General features: G+C 71.7%; 16 protein-coding genes. 6 read left to right on the forward strand and 10 right to left on the reverse strand.

Annotated features, from left to right (window positions below):
* Window positions 1-27 precede the first annotated feature (27 nt).
* Both CFN78_RS01720 and CFN78_RS01725 read right to left on the reverse strand, forming a co-directional pair.
* Complete coding sequence (locus CFN78_RS01720) at window positions 28-306, reverse strand: hypothetical protein (protein ID WP_165777406.1); 279 nt, start codon at window positions 304-306, stop codon at window positions 28-30.
* Window positions 299-1,567 carry a PspC domain-containing protein gene (locus tag CFN78_RS01725; protein ID WP_094860728.1) on the reverse strand — a complete coding sequence of 423 codons (1,269 nt, stop codon included), beginning with the start codon at window positions 1,565-1,567 and terminating at the stop codon, window positions 299-301. The genes CFN78_RS01720 and CFN78_RS01725 overlap by 8 nt, the downstream gene beginning before the upstream one ends.
* A 135-nt stretch (window positions 1,568-1,702) precedes the next feature.
* Between CFN78_RS01725 and CFN78_RS01730 the strand changes: the two genes are divergently transcribed.
* Window positions 1,703-3,055, forward strand: coding sequence for an ATP-binding protein (locus tag CFN78_RS01730; RefSeq protein ID WP_420807842.1), 1,353 nt, complete (start codon window positions 1,703-1,705; stop codon window positions 3,053-3,055).
* On the forward strand, window positions 3,052-3,726 hold the full coding sequence (locus CFN78_RS01735; protein WP_094860729.1) for a response regulator: 675 nt from the start codon (window positions 3,052-3,054) through the stop codon (window positions 3,724-3,726). Before CFN78_RS01730 ends, CFN78_RS01735 begins: the two co-directional genes overlap by 4 nt.
* Before the next feature lie 25 nt (window positions 3,727-3,751).
* On the opposite strand, the gene CFN78_RS01740 is transcribed toward CFN78_RS01735, so the two are convergent.
* On the reverse strand, window positions 3,752-4,651 hold the full coding sequence (locus CFN78_RS01740) for a DMT family transporter (protein ID WP_094861064.1): 900 nt from the start codon (window positions 4,649-4,651) through the stop codon (window positions 3,752-3,754).
* Between the two features lie 138 nt (window positions 4,652-4,789).
* Between CFN78_RS01740 and CFN78_RS01745 the strand changes: the two genes are divergently transcribed.
* Complete coding sequence (locus tag CFN78_RS01745) at window positions 4,790-5,698, forward strand: LysR family transcriptional regulator (RefSeq protein ID WP_094860730.1); 909 nt, start codon at window positions 4,790-4,792, stop codon at window positions 5,696-5,698.
* A gap of 4 nt (window positions 5,699-5,702) precedes the next feature.
* On the opposite strand, the gene CFN78_RS01750 is transcribed toward CFN78_RS01745, so the two are convergent.
* From CFN78_RS01750 to CFN78_RS01775, 6 genes are all read right to left on the reverse strand, one after another.
* Window positions 5,703-6,803: a serine/threonine-protein kinase gene (locus CFN78_RS01750; RefSeq protein ID WP_094860731.1), complete on the reverse strand. Its 1,101-nt coding sequence runs from the start codon at window positions 6,801-6,803 to the stop codon at window positions 5,703-5,705.
* A gap of 79 nt (window positions 6,804-6,882) precedes the next feature.
* Window positions 6,883-8,445 carry a serine/threonine-protein kinase gene (locus tag CFN78_RS01755; protein WP_094860732.1) on the reverse strand — a complete coding sequence of 521 codons (1,563 nt, stop codon included), beginning with the start codon at window positions 8,443-8,445 and terminating at the stop codon, window positions 6,883-6,885.
* Window positions 8,446-8,644: 199 nt separating this feature from the next.
* Window positions 8,645-9,550, reverse strand: a complete 906-nt coding sequence (locus tag CFN78_RS01760) for a hypothetical protein (RefSeq protein ID WP_094860733.1) — start codon at window positions 9,548-9,550, stop codon at window positions 8,645-8,647.
* Window positions 9,551-9,816: 266 nt separating this feature from the next.
* Entirely contained in the window at window positions 9,817-11,232 is a 1,416-nt protein-coding gene (locus CFN78_RS28975) for a hypothetical protein (protein ID WP_165777407.1), read from the reverse strand.
* A 271-nt stretch (window positions 11,233-11,503) separates the two neighbouring features.
* Complete coding sequence (locus tag CFN78_RS01770; RefSeq protein WP_094860735.1) at window positions 11,504-11,821, reverse strand: hypothetical protein; 318 nt, start codon at window positions 11,819-11,821, stop codon at window positions 11,504-11,506.
* Window positions 11,822-11,892: 71 nt separating this feature from the next.
* Window positions 11,893-12,189, reverse strand: coding sequence for a chorismate mutase (locus tag CFN78_RS01775; protein WP_094860736.1), 297 nt, complete (start codon window positions 12,187-12,189; stop codon window positions 11,893-11,895).
* Between the two features lie 260 nt (window positions 12,190-12,449).
* Here CFN78_RS01775 and pcrA point away from each other — a divergent pair, with 260 nt between their 5' ends.
* On the forward strand, window positions 12,450-14,867 hold the full coding sequence (gene pcrA / locus CFN78_RS01780) for a DNA helicase PcrA (protein WP_094860737.1): 2,418 nt from the start codon (window positions 12,450-12,452) through the stop codon (window positions 14,865-14,867).
* Between the two features lie 406 nt (window positions 14,868-15,273).
* On the opposite strand, the gene CFN78_RS01790 is transcribed toward pcrA, so the two are convergent.
* Window positions 15,274-15,990 carry a M23 family metallopeptidase gene (locus CFN78_RS01790; RefSeq protein ID WP_165777408.1) on the reverse strand — a complete coding sequence of 239 codons (717 nt, stop codon included), beginning with the start codon at window positions 15,988-15,990 and terminating at the stop codon, window positions 15,274-15,276.
* Between the two features lie 717 nt (window positions 15,991-16,707).
* Between CFN78_RS01790 and CFN78_RS01795 the strand changes: the two genes are divergently transcribed.
* Window positions 16,708-18,417, forward strand: a complete 1,710-nt coding sequence (locus CFN78_RS01795; protein WP_094860740.1) for a hypothetical protein — start codon at window positions 16,708-16,710, stop codon at window positions 18,415-18,417.
* 255 nt (window positions 18,418-18,672) lie between these two features.
* Complete coding sequence (sucC, locus tag CFN78_RS01800) at window positions 18,673-19,842, forward strand: ADP-forming succinate--CoA ligase subunit beta (protein WP_094860741.1); 1,170 nt, start codon at window positions 18,673-18,675, stop codon at window positions 19,840-19,842.
* Window position 19,843 lies beyond the last annotated feature (1 nt).

Here is a 19,843-nt window from a genome sequence, read left to right on the forward strand (position 1 = left end):
GGCCGTCGCCGACGAGTGGCGCCGGTGTCAGTCCGGGCGCTTGCCTCCGCGGGTCACCGAGGCGACCAGCATCAGCAGGCCCACCAGCACCGCCCCGCCGCCGAGCACCCAGCGCAGGTCCAGCACCGGCAGCCAGGTGGAACCGTCGGAGAGCACGTAGCCGGAGACCAGCAGCGCAAGCACGCCGACCAGCAGGGTGACGGCGTCGATCCGGCGCTTCTTCGGGCCCGCGGGAGCCGCCGTGTCCGTCGAAGCGCCGCCAAGGCCGTAGTCGCCCGGCTCGTACCCGAGGTCGTGATCAGCCACGGCGCACCTCCACGTTCCCGGCCGACGAGGACACCGTCAGCGTGATCTGCTGGCCGCCCGCGCCGTCGGCCCCGAGGTCCTGCCCGGACAGAGCCGGTTTGCCCAGCCCTGTCGAGGTCCGGTCGAAGCACTCGGTATTGCCCGCTTTGTTCTCGCAGACGAAGGTGACGTCCGCGGTGGCGGGCACGATCACCTCACTGTTGCCCATCGTCGTCTCGACGGCAGTGGTCACCGGCGCCCCGGCGGGCAGTTCGCGCAGATCGAGCACGACGCTGCCCATGCTGCGGGCGTAGACGGGCTGGATCTCGGCGGCACTGCGCGGGGTGGCGTTCAGCTCGCCGACACCACTGTTCAGCGGCCCAGGTGCCAGCACGGTCAGCGCGACCCCGGCGAAGGCCAGCGGCACGAACAGGCCCACCAGGCCACGCCCGCCGCGGACGAAGGAGCCGACCACCAGGCCCAGCGCCACCACGGCCAGCATCAGCCCGACGATGTGCTGCGGCGAGAACCACGTCGCGCCATTCGCCGCGAGGCCCGCTCCCGCGGCACCGACAGCCAGCGCCAGCACCGTGGTCACCAGCGTGACCTTCGACCGGCGGCATCCCTGGGCGGGTGACGAGGTCGTCCGCGGGGCGGGCGCCGGATCCGGGGCCTGGAGTGCGCCCGGCAGGTCCCAGGCCAGCGGTGCCGCTGCCAGCGGATCCCACCCGGGGGTGCCCTCGCCCGCCGCGGCCCGGGTGAACGGCGTGCTCAGCGGATAGCCGTACTCGCCGGACGTCGTCGGCGCGGGAGCGAGCGGCCGGTTCTCCCCGCCGCGGCCCCGGTGCAGCAGGTAGAGCCCGGCGCACAGCAGACCGAGGCCGATGAAGCCGCCACCGTCGAACCAGCCGCCGCCGAACGCCCAGCCGGAAGCTGGCAGCACCGCGATGCAGAGGCCCGCGGTGAAGCCGCCGGACATCGAGGTCCGGCCCTTGCCGATCATCCCCTCGAACGCGGAGACCTCGTCGCGTTCGTCGGCGAAGAACAGCCAGCCGAGCAGGTACAGCACCAGGCCCGCGCCGCCGAAGACGGCGGTGGCGGCCAGCGCCACCCGCACCAGCACCGGGTCGATGCCGTACCGCTCGCCCACACCGGCCGCGACGCCCGCGATCTTGCGTCCCGATGCCGGGCGTCGCGGTCTGCTGACCCAGAAGTCCTTGATCGTCTCCTCGAAACCGGCCGTGCCGGACGGTCTCGGTGTCGGTGTTTCCGTGCCACTCATGCCATCGAGAATGACTCGGCGCCCCGCCGGGCACATCGGGGAAGTCCCCTGAGTTTTCCTCCCCGGCCCCGCCGCCCGCGCCGGATCCGGGGGTACGGATCAGGGGCTTCCCTGATGAATACCGGCGTATCCCGTGTGACGATGGGTGACGTGCAGGACGAGGTGACGGAGACCGCCGTACGGCAGACGGTCAGGCAGCCCGGTGCGGAGGGAACACCCGCGTCGGGTTCGCTGGAAGAGACCGGCGGCCAGCCGACGATGTACCGGCGCCGCGGTGGGCGCGCGCTCGCCGGCGTCGCGGGCGGGCTCGCCGACCATCTCGGGGTCAAGGTCGTCTGGGCGCGGCTCACCTTCGCCCTGCTCGCCGCGCTCGGCGGTATCGGCCTGCTGGCCTACGGCCTGCTCTGGGTATTCGTACCCCAACGGTCCGGCGACACCGGGGCCGGCGAGTCGCCGAAGGAACGTCAGCAGGCGATCGGCCTGCTGGCGCTGGGTGCCGGCCTCGCCGTCGCGGGTGGCGCCATCTCCGGATTCTTCACCGGCTGGGTGGGGCTGCCCGTAGCCGCGGCGCTGGTCGGTGCGGCGGTCGTCTGGCGGGAGGCGGACGAGTCACAGCGCAGGCGCTGGAAGGTCGGCGCCCGTACCGGAGTGGCCGGTGCCGTGCTCGGTGGTGGCGGCTGGTCGGCGGCCGTGCGGATCCTCGCCGGGGTCGCGCTGGTCGCCGTCGGAATCGGTGCCGTGGTGCTCAGCAGCGGCAGCCTCAGTCAGGTGCAGTTCGCGCTGCTCGCCGTGCTGGCCACCCTCATCGGCGTCGCCGTGCTGACGATCCCGTTCTGGTTGCGGCTGGTCCGCGATCTCGGCGAGGAGCGCCGGGCGCGCATCCGGACCGAGGAGCGTGCCGAGATCGCCGCCCACCTGCATGACTCGGTGCTGCAGACGCTCGCGCTGATCCAGAAGCAGGCCGAGCAGCCGCGTGAGGTCGCCCGCCTGGCACGCGGCCAGGAACGGGAGCTGCGGGGCTGGCTGTACGGCCCGTCCGGCTACGGCAAGCCGTCCGAACGGGAGGACTCCCCGGCCGGTGGCAGGCTCTCCGAAGCGCTCGCGACGGCCTGCGGCGAGGTGGAGGACGCCTTCGCGATCTCGGTGCAGCAGGTCGTCGTCGGCGACGCCGACATGGACGAGTCGCTGACCGCCGTGGTCCAGGCCGCGCGGGAGGCGATCGTGAACGCGGCCAAGCACGCCGGGGTGGAGGACGTCAGCGTCTACGCCGAGGTGGAGCCGGATTCGGTGACCGTGTTCGTCCGCGACCGCGGCAAGGGCTTCGACCCCGAGGTCGTTCCGGAGGACCGGCATGGCCTCGCCGACTCGATCCGGGGCAGGATGGAGCGCAACGGCGGAAGCGCCCGGCTGCGCACGGCGCCCGGCGAGGGTACCGAGGTGCAGCTCGAGATGCCGGTGCGGACCGGCAAGGTGGGAGGAGCGGCGTGACTGGCAGCGAGCAGGAGTCCGAACCCGTCCGGGTGTTTCTGGTGGACGATCACGCCCTGTTCCGGGCGGGGGTCCGGACGGAGCTGGAGAACATCACCGACGAGGTGCGGGTGGTCGGTGAGGCCGGTTCGGTGGCCGAGGCCGCGGCCGGGATCGCGCGGGTGGACCCGCAGGTGGTGCTGCTCGACGTGCACATGCCCGACGGCGGTGGCGCCGAGGTGCTCCGCCGGGTCCGTAAGGAGCAGCCGGACGTGGTGTTCCTCGCGCTGTCGGTCTCCGACGCGGCGGAGGACGTCATCGCCGTGATCCGTGCAGGTGCCCGCGGGTACGTCACCAAGACGATCTCCTCGAAGGAGCTGGTGCGCGCCGTCGTCCGGGTGTCCGACGGCGACGCGGTCTTCTCGCCGCGGCTGGCCGGTTTCGTGCTCGACGCGTTCGCCGACCGTCCTGGCTCGGCGCCGATCAACGACCCGGAGCTGGACCTGCTGACGCCCCGGGAGCGCGACGTGCTGCGGCTGCTGGCCCGCGGATACGCCTACAAGGAGATCGCGTCCGAGCTGTTCATTTCGGTGAAGACCGTCGAGACGCACGTGTCCAGTGTGCTGCGCAAGACTCAGCTCTCGAACCGCTACGAACTCTCCCGCTGGGCCTCGGACCGTCGTCTGGTCTGACCCGCCCGGCGATTCCCTCGACGGGTCAGCGGGCCGGGCACGCCGGTTCGGGCAGCGGGGCGGTTTCCGCTGCCGTGACCGCGCGTCCACGTACCCGGGTCAGGGCGACCCCGGCCAGCACCACGGCCATGCCGGCGATCACGCGCAGGTCGAGGACCTCGTCCAGGAACACGGTGCCGAGCAGCACGGAGACGACGGGCATCAGGTAACCGACCGTCGCGGTGGCGACCGCGCCCTCGGTCGCCAGCAACCGGTAGTTCAGCGCGAAACCGATACCGGTGGAGAACACGCCGAGCACCGCGATCGCCGCGATCGCGCCGCCGTCGAGGTGGATCGGGGTCAGCCCGCCCACCGGCATCGCGACCAGTACGAGACCGCTCGCGGCGATCATCTGCGCCCCGGCCAGCGCGATCGGGGACGCTCCCACATCGGTCAGGAATCGGGCCTCGTAGACGAAGGCGAAACCGTAGCTCGCCGCGGCCGCGACACACGCCAGCGCACCCCAGCTCAGCAGCTCCGAGGACTGCCACGGGGCGAAGATCAGCACGGTGCCCGCCAGCCCGACCAGCAGGCCGGCCAGCCGCGTTCCGCGCAGCCGCCGTTCCGTCCGCCACAGCAACGCCACCGCGAGTGTCCACAGTGGAGTGGTCGCGTTGAGTACGCCGGTGGTGCCGGAATCGATCGTCTGCTCGCCGACGGCGTAGAGCACGAACGGCACGGCGTTGTGGAAGAAGGCCGCGACGATCAGGTACAGCCAGAGCCGCCTGCTCGACGGCAGCCGGTGCCGGTAGACCAGGCACAGGGCCAGTAGCACCACCGCGCCCAGCACCAGCCTGGCCAGCACGAGCTGCAGTGGCGAGAACGCGTTGAGGCCGATCTTGATCCAGAAGAAACTCGACCCCCACAGGAGCGCGAGCGCCCCCATGATCAGCAACGCCCGCGCCTCGGTTCCCGGCTTCGACACCCCGTCCTCCTTCGCTCAGGACCAGCTTGGCCAGCTCGCGGAGTAAGGACAAGTGAAATTTACTGGATGGAACATTCAGTAACGCTGTAAGGTCGATGCATGCTCGATGTGCGACGCATGCAGGTGCTGCGGGCCGTGGTCACCAGTGGCTCGGTCACCGCCGCCGCCCGCAATCTCGGCTACACGCCATCCGCGATCAGCCAGCAACTGTCCACTTTGGAGCGTGAAGCCGGAGTGGTGCTGCTGGAACGGGTCGGCAGGGGACTCCGGCCGACGCCGGCGGGCACCGTGCTCGCCGAGCACGCCGAACTGGTCAGCACCCAGCTCGCGAGGGCCGAGGCCGCACTGGCCGACGTCCGGGACGGGCGCACCGGACGCCTATCCGTCCGCTACTTCGCCACGGCCGGTGCCGCGCTCGTACCACCCGCGGTGGCCGGGCTGCGCGAGGAGTTCCCCGGCATCCAACTCGACCTCAAGCTCGCCGAACCGCTGGTCTCCATGCCGATGGTGGAATCCGGGGAGATCGACGTCGCCATCACCGTCGTCGTGCCCGGGCAGGCCGAGTACCCGGGCGTGGACATGGTGCACCTGCTCGACGACGGGTATCGCATCGTCCTGCCGCGCGGGCATTTCTTGGCACGTAAGCGGATCATCGACCTGGGCGAACTCGCGGACGAATCGTGGGTGGGCAACGAGTGGCCGCCCGGACCGTGCCGGGACATCGTCATGAACGCCTGCGGCGCGGCCGGTTTCGCCCCGAACTTCGCCGTCGAGTCGGACGATTACCAGACCGCGCAAGGGTTTGTGGCCGCGGGCATGGGCGTTTCGCTGGTACCCGAGCTGGGTCTGGGGGCACCGCACCCCGAGGTCGCCGTACGCCGCGTCCGGCGTCCGGCGCCGATCCGCTCGATCTACGGTGCCGTCGCCACTCGCTCCCGGGAACAGCCCGCCGTTCGGTACCTGCTCGACGCGATCCGCGCCCGGTTCGGCCAGCCCGGCCGCAACTGAGGCCTCAGAGCAGGAAGAGCTCGGCGAACAGGATGCCCACCCCGGCGGCCACCAGCACCGCGACCACGACGAACGACCAGGCGCGGATCAGCGAACTCCGGTCCGTCCGGATCGGAGCGCCCTGATCCGGCGGCGGACCGTCCACCGCCGGCGCCGTCCGCGGTGGAGGCACCGGGTGCACCCGCTGCGTCGGCTGGTCGAGGGAAAGCTGCTGCACGGGCACCGAACTCATCGTCGGCGCCAGCGTCGGCATGCCCGCCGTCTGCTGGGCGGGCATCGGCATCGGCATCGGGACCGGCTTCGGCGGTATCGCGGTCGCCGCCCGGGGGGCGGGCGAGAGTACCGGTGCGGGCAGGCCCTCGGAGATCGCGGTGAGCGCCGTCGCGACGTCCGACATCGCGGGACGTACCGAGGGATCGACCGCCAGCAACTGAGTGAACAGGTCGGACAGCGCGCCGGGTTGCGTCGACGCGCGCGCCTCGCCGCCGCCGTCGGTACCGAACGGCGGCTCGCCCTCGACGGCGGTGTAGAGCGTCGCGCCGAGAGAGAACACATCGGACGCGGCGGTGGCCGGGCCGCCCCTGGTCTCCGGCGCCGCGTAGGCCCGGTCCGGGCCGGCGCCGACGATGCCCACATCGGTGACCTTCACCCCGCCGTCGTCGGCGAGCAGCACGTTCCCCGGCTCCACGGCGCGGTGGACAAGGCCCACCGAATGCGCGGCGGCCAGAGCGGCCGCCACCTGCGCGCCGAGCGAGGCGGCCTGCTCCGGCGTCAGCCTGCCGTGCTCGGCGAGGAACTCCGTCATCCGCCGGGAGGGGACGTACTCCATGATCGCCCAGGCATGCGAGCCGTCCCGCAGAACCTCACGCGGGGTGATCGCCGAGGCGTGCGTCAACCGGCTCGAATCATGGGCCTGCTGCAATGCCGCGGTGATGGCACTCTCCGTGCGCACCGGGTCCGGGCTGGACGGGACGTAGAGACGCTTCGCCGCCACCGTCCGGTGCAACCGGGTGTCGTAGGCCTGCCAGATGATTCCCGCCCGGCCACGGCCGATCGGCTGGTCGAGGCGATAGCGGCCGCCGACCAGCGCGTTCTCTGCGGTCACAACAGCCCCTCGAGTCCCGGCGGTGGTCAACTTCCGGGTATACCCTAACGGGTGACTGAGGGTGTTCTGTCGCGACTGGTCAGGGCTCTTCGGTCTGCGAGGTCGGCGAGGTCGTCGTCGGTTCCGGCTCGTCCGGCGAGGTCGTCGTCGGTTCCGGCTCCTCCGTGGGCTCCGGCTCCGGCTCGTCGGTCGTCGACGGGGGCCGGGTAGCCGTCGGCCGCCGGGTCGTCGTCTCCTCCGTGGTCTCCTCTTCCGTCGTCGGCTCCTCGGTGACCTCTTCGGTGGTCGTCGTGGTCGGCGGCGGTTCGGTGGTGGAGGGTGCACTGCTGGTGACCGGCGGCTGCGCGGGCATCGGGTCCGGCGTGTCCTTCTTGGCGGACGGCCCGAACAGCCAGAAGCCGAAGCCGCCCAGCGCCAGCAGGACGATCCCGCCGATCAGCGCGGGCTTCTTCCAGTTGCTCTTCTCCTCGGCGACCTCGGCCGGCGCGGCCTCGTAGTCGTCGTAGTCCTCGTACCGGTCGTCGTATCCGTCGTCGGGGTAGCCGCCCGCCGGCACCGCTCGCGTCGGGTCCCCGCCGTGCGGATAGTCGTCGTAGTCGTCCTGCGGGTAGGCACCCGGCTCGGCGTACGGGTCGTCGACCTCGTCGTAGTAGCTGGTGCCGTGAGCCTGGTCGGCCAGCGTTCCGGAGTGCGTGGTCGGCTGGTCGTCACGGCCCGCGGCGCCCAGCGCCGCTCCGGCCAGACCGCCGCCCATCGCGGCGGCACCCAGCGCTCCGGGGTGGATCCGGGTGTTGTCGGCGGGGCCGCCCAGCGGGGTCTCGCCGCGGGCGACGGCCGCGAGCAGGTCCTCGGCCTCCTCGGCGGTGGGCCGGTGGTGCACGTCCGGGTGCAGCAGCACGGCGAGCACGCTGGCGAGCGGCCCGGACTGGCGCGGCGGGTTGATCTGGCCCGCGGCGACGGCGTGCAGCAGCCCGAGGGTGTTCTCGCTGAGGCCGAACGGGGGCTGGCCCTCGCACGCCGCGTAGAGCGTGGAACCGAGGGAGAACACATCGGACTCCGGCCCCGGGTCGCCACCGATGGCCACTTCGGGCGCCAGGTAGGCCGGGGTGCCGGCGATCATTCCGGTCTTGGTGACCGTGACGTCGTCCTTGGCCCGGGAGATGCCGAAGTCGGTGATCTTCACCAGGCCGTTGCCGGCCAGCAGGATGTTGCCGGGCTTGATGTCCCGGTGCACGATCCCGACCGAGTGCGCGTCCTTCAGCGCGGCGGCCACCTGGGCACCGATGCGCGCGACGTCGAGCGGCGGCAGCGTCTTGTTCTCACGCAGCAGCTCGGCGAGGCTCATCGACTTCAGGTATTCCATGATCAGGCAGGGCTGACCGTTGTCGTCGGTGACGACGTCGAAGACGGAGATCGCGTTCGGGTGGTGCAGGCGGGCGGCGATCCGGCCCTCGCGCATGGTGCGCTGACGGGCCTCCTCCGCCTCCGTGTGATCGAGACCGGGCTGCAGGAGGAGTTGCTTGATCGCGACCGTGCGATGCAGCACCTCGTCCTGGGCCTGCCACACGGCGCCCATCGCGCCTGTGCCCACCCGTCCGACGATGCGGTATCGCCCGGCGACCAAGCGACCTTCGTCGCTCACGCGACCTCCTTCTGGGCTCCGTCAATGGGCAGTGTCTCGGCCACGTGGCCGGGCGCGGATCGGTGCGCCAGGTGCCAGGAGCGTATGCACATGTTGGTGGTCAGTGGTCCGGATTCCCCGAGACCGGCCCGTTACTAGGCTAGGCCCTCACTCTGTGCGCACGCACCCGGCACGGATCGCTGCCCCTGCGGACCGCCTGCTACACGTTCTGGGCGGAGAGCAGCCGGGCCTGCGAGATGAGGTGCTGCGGCCCGTCGTCGAAGCTCAGTAGCTGAGTCACCCGGAGCTTCTCACCGTCCGGCTGCACCATCATCACCACGGCCAGCACCGATCCATCGCCGCGGAGCCGCGCCTCGGACAGGGTCACCGAGGCCATCGACGACCAGGCGCGCACCAGCTCACCGGGCTGGTCGGCGCGCAGGTCCGGTGCCAGCAGGGCCAGTGCCTCCTGCGGATTCGCCGACACCAGCCGGTAGAACTCACGGACCAGGGAGAGGTGATCGCCGGAGGAGGGACGGTCGAGGTCCGCGCGACCGGACTGGCCGGAGGGAACCGGCGCGGCCGGGCCGTTGCCCTCGGCCGGCGCGCCGGGGCCGGGATCGGCGGGTTGCGGGACCTGTGGGGTGTCGGCGGAGACGGGCACCGTCGTGGTCGGCGGCGCGGGGTCCGGGGCGGCGGGCGGTACGGGCGGCGGCGCGTCCGGGCCGTCCGGGGCGGCGAAGACACCGAGCGCGGCGGCACCCACGATCTCGTCGGGGTCGGCGGCCTGGACGGAGCCCTCCGAGCGCTGGTCGGCGATCAGCGCGGCGCCGACGATGGAACCGGAGAGCAGAGCCGCCGCGAGCACCAGTCCCACCAGCTTCGACCGGCGGGCCAGGGGGCTCTCCGGTTCCCGGGGCGGTCCCTCGGGCTCCCGCGCGGAGCGGGACCGTGGTGGCGGGAGGTACTTGCGCGGCTCGGCGAACACCTCGCGGAGGTACTCGTCGTCCACCATGTCGTCCTCGGCGAGCTCGCTGTCGATCACGTCCTCGAGCCGTGTGTTCTCGAGCTGCATGATGTCGCCTGCGGAGTCGGTGTCCCGCTGACTGTGTCGCCGGTCGCGCACGGCTCGATCGCCTCGATTTCCAGTACTGTGCCGCGGCCTGATGGGCCGAGGGCGTTGGTGCCCCTGCTGCTTGGTGAACAGCGGCGGACTCTGCCTTCGAGCAAACCGCCTTGCTCGCGGGTTCACCACTCTTGGTCGCCGGATTGCGTTTGTGGCACGACGAACGGCAACACGGGTAACCCACGTGGCCCAACTTTTCACCGCTCAACGCACTGCATGTGCATCAGTGCCGTGCAACCGAACGGATCAGCCGCACGTGCGGCCGATCAGCCGCCCTCGCTGGAGATCTTCTCGTCCGGAGTGAACGCCAGAGTGCGCGTTTCCCGGGAGACGCTGCCGTCGTCCCGGACGACCTTCACGGTGTTGATCGTGACTGCCTGCTCGCGGTCCACCTCGACCCGCTCCACCTCGAAGTAGGCGATGCCCTCGTACTTGCGGGCCAGCCCGTCGGTTCCCTGTGCCTGCAGGTCACCGGTGGTGATCTCGCGGGCGGCGGCCGGGTCCTCGGTGACGGTGTCGAGGTAGGTCTGGGTGCGTTCGGCCATCGTCTTCGCCCTCGGCGCGAACATCGTCTTCATCGAGTCCTCGTCGCGGTACACGATCTGCGGGCTGCTCGGGCCGGGCTTCTCCGGCGGCCTGCTGGTCGTCGGCGCGCCGGTGCTGCCCGTGCCGGTCGGATCGGTGGTGCCGCCGGTACTGCCCGGGGCGCCCGTGGTGCCGCCGGTCGTGCCGGGAGCCGGACCGGTGCCACCGGGGCCGGCCGTGGCGAGGGCGGAGTCCGAGGTCAGGCCGTCCGCCACCGAGTCGGTGGTGCCCTCGACGGTGCCCGGTCCGGACGTCGAACTGCCAGGAGCCGGGATCGCGGGAGCCTGCGTCGGCGGCTCACCGGAGAACTGTTCCTGATCGAGCAGCGGGTGACCGCCGCGCCGGTCGGTCCAGCCGTTGATGGCGGAGTTCTGGTCCGGCGAGCCGACGAACAGGGAACCGGCGAACAGCATCGCCACCACGACCCCGCCGGACGACGCCGCCGCGAACCAGGCGGCCCTGCGCCAGCTCCGCGGCGGGGTGACCGAGGCGGGCACGGTACCGAGGTCGAACTTGCCGAGGCCGTCCGCGGGCGGCAGGAAGTAGACCCTGGCCTCGTCCTCGTCGGGAGCGGGCCCGTCGTCGGCGGGGCGCAGCGTCACCTTTCGCCTGCGGTACGCCAGGTCGGACGGCTGGGCGCCCACCCGCTGGGGCGGGGTCCTCGGCGGATCGGCGGGGGGCGGATCCGCGGGCCAGAGGGGCGCCTGCCGCTGTACCGGGAGCTCACCGTGGGTGGTGGCGAAGGCGGAGTCCCGCGCGCCGACCCGGGGCGTCTCGACGCTCGGACGCGCGCGCCCTGGCGGCGGCTGCGGCGGGACGTACCGGGGCGCACGGGGAGGGGGCATCGCGGCCGGTGGCCGGGGAGCAGGCTCGGCGTGATGCCTGCTTGGGCGCGTGTGCTGGGCGGGGACCGACGGCGTCCACGTTCCCGTACCCGGCGCGTGCCGGTGCCGCCGCGCCGGGACGCGCGCACCGGTCCTGGCGAGGTTGCCGGGCAGGCCGCCGGGCACGGGCCGGGAGGCCGGCTGGGGAGTGCGCCGGGGCGGGCCCGGGACGTTCCGGTCCGGGAACTCCGAGAACAGGTTGCCGCCGCTCATGCTCGGTGGATTCCTCCCCACATCGCGGCCGGCAAGACTTTCGTCGGTTTCCCTGCATTCGCATGTTCTGCTGCACGTGCGATTGCACCGCGACACAGCACGCTTGCGAGTGGGAACACCGTCTCCAGCGTAGGTCGCCGAAGAAGGCCACGCCCCTTGGGGGCACAGCTTTTTTCCAGCTCACCCTTACGGGCGGGAGCCGAACGAGTGGCGAGCGTGACGACGCGTGGTAATCATCGCCGGTCGGGACGTCCTCGCGTGATCGGCGCGGTCAGCCGCCGCTGCGGTACTTCGACTGCGTCGACTGCAGCGACTTCACCGCCACGGCACCACTGCCCGCGGCCAGCATGACGGCCACGATGTCCATCGGGATCGAGTCCGCCGACGTGATCAGCCAGGCGAGCAGCGAGACGGCGGTGGTGCCACCCGCCACGGCCCACCGGCCGCGCACGTACTGGGCGATCGGGCTGCCGCCCGCGCGCTTGGTGGCCGCACTGTTCAGCATGGCCAGGTAACCGGCGTGCCCGACCGCGGCCAGCACGCTCGCGATCGCCACCACGACGGCGATCAGGTTGACGATGAAGTCCATGTGTCCAGTCTGCCCGTTCCTGGTCGTCGGTGGCTCGGGGGTACACCCCCGGAAAACCCTGAGGTCGCGCGTCAGCGGCCGAGCCGGCCGCGTCCGAGGTTGAGCAGGGCCATGGCGAGCTGCCTGCCCTCGGGGCCGAGGTCCCGGTAGCGGGCGAGCACGTCCATCTCGCGGTTGTAGACGATCCGCGTTCCGCCCGCGGCCATTCTCGCCGCACCGATCGTCTGTGACACGTGGACGCGCCGCTTGACCAGTCGCAGGATCTCGGCGTCGAGCCAGTCGATCTCCTGGCGCAGGGAGTCGATGTCCTCGGGCGGGGAGTCCGTCGCGGGCTCGGCCGCGGGCTCGCCGTGCTGCTGGGTGTTCATGTCGGGACCTCCGGGTGGGGCCGGTTCCTGCGGTTCCCCGAGCCGACGAAAGCCCCGGGTCCGCAGACTCCGGGGCTTGGTGTGATGGCGGCTGGCACTATGCGATCACGGGAGCCGGAGTCCGGTTCCCGTAGAAAAATCGAATCGCGTTGTCGTGCACGTCCGAAGTATTGCACAGAACGCCGACGTCCCCGGGACGCCGCGCGGCGACTCCTCCAGCGCCGGGACCGTCGGTGCGGACGGGTAGCGTGACCCCCGAGATGAGCACCCTTTTCGATCTGCCGCCGGACAACGCCCATTCGGGTCGCCACGCCGAGTTGCTGGGCGATCTCAACCCCGCGCAGCGCGCCGCCGTCGAGCACGCGGGCGGTCCGCTGCTGGTCATCGCGGGTGCCGGTTCCGGCAAGACGCGGGTGCTGACCAGACGGATCGCCTACCTGCTCGCCGAGCGCAGGGTGCAGCCCGGTCAGGTCATGGCGATCACCTTCACCAACAAGGCCGCCGCCGAGATGCGGGAGCGGGTCGGCGAACTCGTCGGCCGCCGGGCCAACGCGATGTGGGTCTCGACGTTCCACTCGATGTGCGTGCGCCTGCTGCGCCGTGAGGCCAAGACGCTGGAGATGACGTCCAGTTTCTCCATCTACGACTCCGATGACACCAAGCGCCTGGTCACCCTGGTCGCCAGGGACCTGGACGTGGACCCGAAGCGCTACCCGGCCCGCACGCTGGCGATCCACATCTCCAATCTGAAGAACGAGCTGCTCGACCCGGACGCCGCCGCGGCGAAGGCGGGCAACGACCTGGAGCGCATGGTCGCCGAGGTCTACGCCGAGTACCAGCGCAGGCTCCGTCAGGGCAACGCCATGGACTTCGACGACCTGATCATGCGGTCGGTCGAACTGCTCCAGGCGTTCCCGGACGTCGCCGAGCACTACCGCCGCCGCTTCCGCCACGTACTCGTCGACGAGTACCAGGACACCAACCACGCGCAGTACACGCTGGTCCGGGAACTGGTGGGCACCGAGGTCACCGATTCGGGTGTGCATCCGGCGGAACTGTGCGTGGTGGGCGACGCCGACCAGTCCATCTACGCCTTCCGTGGCGCGACGATCCGCAACATCGAGGAGTTCGAGCGGGACTTCCCGCGTACCCGGACGATCCTGCTCGAACAGAACTACCGCTCCACGCAGACGATCCTCTCCGCGGCGAACGCCGTCATTGCGCGCAACCCCAATCGCCGGGACAAGCGGCTGTGGACCGACTCCGGCGAGGGCGAGCGGATCGTCGGCTACGTCGCGGACAACGAGCACGACGAGGCGGCCTTCGTCGCGGGCGAGATCGACGCGCTGGCCGACCGCGGCGAGGCGCAGTACTCGGACGTGGCCGTCTTCTACCGCACCAACAACCAGTCCCGGGTGTTCGAGGAGATCTTCATCCGACTCGGACTGCCGTACAAGGTCGTCGGCGGGGTGCGGTTCTACGAGCGGCGCGAGGTCCGCGACACCCTCGCCTACCTGCGCGTGCTCGCCAATCCGGAGGACACGGTCAGCCTCCGCCGCATCCTGAACGTGCCGAAGCGGGGGATCGGCGACCGGGCCGAGGCCGTGATCGCCACGTACGCCGAACGGGAACGCATCTCCTTCGCCCAGGCGCTGCGCGCGGCGGTGGCAGACAAGGTGCCGATGCTCAATCCCCGCTCGCGCAACGCGATCACCGGGTTCGTCGAGATCCTCGACGGCCTGAACGAACTCGTCGAGCGGGGGGACGAGGTCGCGGAACTGACCGAGGCCATCCTGGCCCGCACCGGGTACCGCGCGGCGCTGGAGGAGTCCGAGGACCCGCAGGACGCGACCCGGCTGGAGAACCTGACCGAACTGGTCACCGTGGCCCGGGAGTTCACCGAGTTCACCGAGGAGATGGCCGCCGCCGCGCCGGAGGCCCGCGACGAGGACGTGGAAGCGGGTTCGCCCGCGCCGGGTTCGCTGCCCGCGTTCCTGGAACGCGTCTCACTGGTTGCCGACGCGGACTCCATCCCGAGCCCGGACGGTGAGGACGGCGAACAGGACGCGGGCGTCGTCACCCTCATGACGGTGCACACGGCGAAGGGCCTGGAGTACCCGGTCGTGTTCGGTACCGGCTGGGAGGACGGCATCTTCCCGCACATGCGTGCGCTCGGCGATCCGGTGGAACTGGCCGAGGAGCGCAGGCTGGCGTACGTGGCCATCACCCGGGCGCGGCAACGGCTGTACCTCTCCCGGGCGCTCGTCCGTTCGGCGTGGGGCCAGCCGATGACCAATCCGGCATCCCGCTTCTTCGACGAGATCCCCGCCGAGCTCCTCGACTGGCGGCGGGAGGAGCCCAGCAGCGGCTTCGGTCGCGGCTCGGGGGGCTCACCGCGCGCGGCCACCACCTGGGGCCGCAGATCGTCGTTCGGCTCGGACTCCGCTCAGGCAGGGTCGTCGGCGGGCGGCACGCGTACGACCTCGTTCAAGGGCTGGAAGGACACCGTGGCGCTGAAGCTCGACGTCGGCGACCGCGTCAGCCACGACAAGTACGGACTCGGCACGGTCGTCGCCGCCGACGGCGCCGGCCCCCGGGCGACGGCGACGATCGATTTCGGCGCGGCGGGCACCGTCCGGCTGATGCTGATCGGCAGCGTCCCGATGGTGAAGCTCTGAGCCGGTCCGCCCCGCTCGACCGGCCCGTTCCCGAAACTGTCGGAGCTCGCCGCTAACCTCACGTTCGAACACATGTTCGACGGCCGGAGAGTCCGGTCGGACGCCTCTGGGGGTCGCGGTGTGGAGCAGCGGTTGTTTGGCCTCGTCGCCGACGGGGTATTTCAGTTCCTGCAGGGAGCCGTGGGGACGGCAGGCGCCCTTCGGGGCGCGGAGAACGCGGAGGCCGCCCGGCTGGTGGCCGCGTGGCGCACGCTGTTGCGCCTGCACGATCACCGGCCGAGCGGCCGTTGTCCGTTGTGTAAGCGTGGTCGAAAAGGGCACACCACGGAACTCTGCACGGTCTGGCAGGTCGCGGTGGCGTACTTCCTTCGCCGGCTACCCGGGGAGGACTAGTTTCCTCGCCGGATCAGATGTCCGCGCCGCGCTCGATGAGCCACGGACGCGGGTCGATCTTCTTGCCGCCGCCGGTCCAGACCTCGAAGTGCAGGTGCGGTCCGGTGGACTGGCCGCGGTTGCCGATCTCGGCGATCTGGTCGCCCGCCTTGACGCGGTCACCCTCGCTCACCGAGAAGCTGTTCATGTGGCCGTAGACGGTGATGGTGCCGTCGTCGTGCTGGATCCGGACCCAGAGGCCGAAGCCGCTGGCCGGACCGGCCTCGATGACTGTGCCCTCCATCGCGGCGACGATCGGGGTGCCGATCGAGTTGGCGATGTCCATGCCGTTGTGGTTGGTGCCCCAGCGGCTGCCGTATCCGGAGGTGAAGCGGCCCTCGGCCGGCACCACGACGTCGGGGCGAGCGGCTTCTTCGGCGGCCTTCTCGGCGGCAAGGCGGTCGGCTTCGGCGGCCGCGGCGGCGGCGTCGGCCTCGCGCTGCTGGCGGGCCTGGGTCACCTCGGCGCTGTCGGTCAGCTTCTGGACTTCGGCCGAAGCGTCGCTGTTGCGGGCGACGGGAAGCAGTTCGGGAGCGGCGACCGGGGCGTTGCCACCGACACCGAACGCGGCACTGGCGTCACGAGCGCTCGCCAGCGGCGTCACATCGGTGTTCGAGTCACCGGAGGTTGCCTGAAGTGTCTGACCGGCGGCGGCAGCGGCGAAAGCGCCGGCCGCGACGGCTGCCACCACAACCCGTCCGCGCAGGGCGGAGGAGGGAGCGGGGAGCCGATGGGAACCCCGGACACGCTTGACATCACCGTTCGGTGCGTCGTCGAGTGCCGGGGAAGGAGCTTGGCCGCCGGGGGAGCGGTGTCGAGCCAAGACAGGGGCCTTCCATACTCGGGGAGCCAGGTCTCCGGACGCCGGGCGGGGGATCCCGGTGAACGGTTATCGGGGGTAACCGTTCGCTTGGCCTTCGCAGACCTGTCCGTTTCGTGACCTGACCGTAATGGGGACTGGGGGACAGTAACGAAGGGGTGCCGCTCCGAGCAAGATCTACGGTCGATGTCGGCCGATCGAGTGGGCGGGTCCGCCTCGCTCAGGTGGTCATGACGCAAGGTAGACGGCCTGTTAGGCCATTCGGTGTGACTTGCGTTACATCAACGGAACCTCTTGCTTATTGGCGGGTTTCACGCGTCGCTACGCCGTGATCCGGTGGTCCCGGCGTGATCTTCGTGGTCACCCCGTGCCACCGCCGCGACCGGGCGGGCAGCGCCGAGCCGGACGCCGGGACCCTTGCTAGCGTCGATCGCGATGACTTCGAGCCCTCGCCCGGCTCGCCAGGGATCGGCAGGTTCCGCCCCCGAGGGGCGGCGCCCCCGGGCCGGCGAGCACGAGGCCACAGCCCACGACAGCCCCGCGCCCGGGTTCCGGCCCGGCACGTTGCCCGGCGACGAGACTCCGTCAGTGCTGTCCGGAGGGCTCGGGGCCGCGGTCGCGTCCGCGCTCCTGCTGGCCGTGGGTGTCGTTCTGCCCGTCACCGGCGGGGCGGGCCCCGGCTTCTCCAGCGCCGCGCTGCTGATCGCGCTCGCCGTGCTGCCGGCGGCGCTGGCGGCGGGCTTCGCCCTGCGTGGCTCCCGCGTCACCGCCGCCGCGGTCGTCGCGGGCGCGGCCGCGCTGGCTCCCGGCCGGGCACTGGCCGACCTGCAGTTCGCCATCGATCCCTCCACCACCTCCCGCCCCGAGCTGTACCTGCCAGCCACGCTCGACGTTCCCGCACCGGGCCCTGGCCTGTGGCTGCTGCTCGCCGGGCACATCGCGGCGATGGTGGCGGGCGTCCTCGCGTTCCGGGCGCTGTCCCGGTACGCCGAGGCCGCCGCGGACGCCGACGAACGGCGCCGTCCCGTGCTGGCGGTGACGGTGGGCCTGGTCGCCGCGATCGGCTTGCTGACGGCGCCGATCACCTCGTCCGATGCGTACCTGCTCGCGCAGAGCGCTTTCGAGGGGCCGATGCTGGTGCTTGCCGGGCACCTTCTCCTCGCCTGCGCGCTGCCGCTGGCGGTGGTGCTGGCGACCGGCTCCGGCCTGCGCGAGGCGGCCCGCGGCGGACTGCTCGGCCTCGCCGCCGCTCTCGTGGCGATCGCGTTGCCGCCCGTGGTGTCCGGCCTCGCCGTGCCGGTCGCCGGTGTCGCGGGCGGCCCCGTCGCCGCGCTGGCGGCCGCGGCCGGACTGGTCCTGCTCGCGCTCGCCCCCGGCGGAAGGGCGGCGGCCGACCGGCAGGCCACCCGGGACGCGACCCGCGACGGCGACCTCGCCGGGGAGGCGCGACTGCCCGGCGGCGGCAGGCTGCTGACGGCCACCGGGGTGCTCGCCGTGCTGACGGCACTGGCCGCTCTCGGCGGAGCGCTCGGCGCCACCGTCGAGTCGGCCTCCGGCACGGCCGTCTCGGACAGCCCTTCCCGGCCCTGGCTGCTGGTGGCCGGAGTCCTCGTCGGCCTGCTGGGGATCGCGGTGCTGGTCCCCCGCTGCGCGGCGCTGGTACGTCCGGCGCTGGCGGTCGCCTGGTCCGGCGTCTTCCTCGCGGGCACCTCGGTGATCGACACCGCGCTGACGGCCGGGGCCCTGCCCGCGGGTCCGACAGCGGGCGAGGGTGTGCTGTGGACGGTGCTCGCGATGATCGCCGCGATCGCCACCGCTGCCTGCGCCGTGGTCGCCGGCATGGTCGAACGCGACGACTCCGACTCGAAGGCCGAAGCCGTCCCGGCCGGCGCCGGGAGCCTGCTCTCCCCGCTGGTTGCCGCCGGGATCCTGGCCGTGGCCGGGCTGACGCTGCCCGCGATCGCCGCACCGGACTACCTGGCGCCCGGCCTCTGGTCCGGATTCGGCACCCCCTCGTGGGGTCTGGCGATCGTGCTGGTGACGGTCCTCGGCGCCGCGGTGCTGGCCCCGCGCTCGCGCCCGGCAAGGGCCGTGGCGTTGCTCGGCGGAGCGGCCGCCGTACTCGGCCTGCGGGCGGCGGAACTCCCGCTTGGCGCCGCCGGGACGGACGGGGGGATCCCCGGAGCGACGGCGGCACCCGGCACCTGGCTGGCGCTCGCCGGGGCGGCGGCGTTCGCCGTGGCCGCGGTGGTCGTGGCCGTCGGGCGGAACGGCGAATCGGCGGGCCAGGACGGCTGAACGGCCACGGGTGGGCGGTTTCACATGGCGGAATCCCAGGTCGTGAGCGTGCGGTGACTCACTTCACCGGACGCCGAGTGCCGGGCGTCCACGCTGCTCGCTAGGGTCATCGGCGACCGACAAGTCCGCGGTGGGCAGCCCATCGCGATTCGATCAAGTCACCGCTCAACGCACGTGTGGCTGGGCAGTGCGTGAACGCCGCCCGGAACCGCGCGTGGGTCTTACACAGTGGCGTGTCGTCAGGAGACTGGAGTAGTGGACCTCTACGAGTACCAGGCGAGGGATCTCTTCGCCGCCCACGATGTGCCGGTTCTGCCCGGCGCCGTGGCGAACAACCCGGATGAAGCCCGTGCCACGGCCGAGAAGATCGGTGGCCAGGTCGTCGTCAAGGCCCAGGTGAAGACCGGCGGACGCGGCAAGGCCGGTGGCGTGAAGCTCGCGCAGAACGCCGACGAGGCCAAGGAGAAGGCCGAAGCCATCCTCGGCCTGGACATCAAGGGCCACATCGTGCACCGCGTGCTGGTGGCCGAGGCCTCCGACATCGCGGAGGAGTACTACTTCTCCTTCCTGCTGGACCGCGCCAACCGCACGTTCCTCGCCATGGCCTCGGCCGAGGGCGGCGTGGAGATCGAGCAGCTCGCCGTCGAGCGCCCCGAGGCGCTGGCCCGCGTCGCCGTCGACCCGATCGCCGGTGTCGACAAGGCGAAGGCCACCGAGATCCTCACGCAGGGCAAATTCCCCGCCGAGGTCGTCGACGAGGCGGCCGACGTCGTCGTGAAGCTGTGGGAGGCCTTCGTCTCCGAGGACGCGACGCTGGTTGAGGTCAACCCGCTGGTCCGCGACCCGCAGGACAAGATCATCGCCCTCGACGGCAAGGTCACCCTGGACGAGAACGCCGGCTTCCGGCAGCCCGGCCACGCCGAGCTCGTCGACAAGCAGGCCGAGGACCCGCTGGAGGCCAAGGCCAAGGCGAAGGACCTCAACTACGTCAAGCTCGAGGGCCAGGTCGGCATCATCGGCAACGGCGCGGGCCTGGTCATGTCCACCCTCGACGTGGTGGCCTACGCGGGCGAGAAGCACGGCGGCATGAAGCCCGCCAACTTCCTCGACATCGGCGGTGGCGCCTCCGCGGAGGTGATGGCGGCCGGGCTGGACGTCATCCTCGGCGACGACGACGTGAAGAGCGTCTTCGTCAACGTCTTCGGCGGCATCACCGCCTGCGACGCGGTGGCCACCGGCATCGTCGAGGCGCTGAAGATCCTCGGCGACGACGCGACCAAGCCGCTCGTCGTCCGCCTCGACGGCAACAACGTCGTCGAAGGGCGCAAGATCCTGGCCGACGCCAACCACCCGCTGGTGACGCTGGTCGACACGATGGACAACGCGGCAGACAAGGCCGCCGAGCTCGCAGCGGCGGGGGCGTAAC

The organism is Amycolatopsis antarctica, from assembly GCF_002262875.1.
GTDB classification, from domain to species: Bacteria; Actinomycetota; Actinomycetes; order Mycobacteriales; family Pseudonocardiaceae; genus Amycolatopsis; species Amycolatopsis antarctica.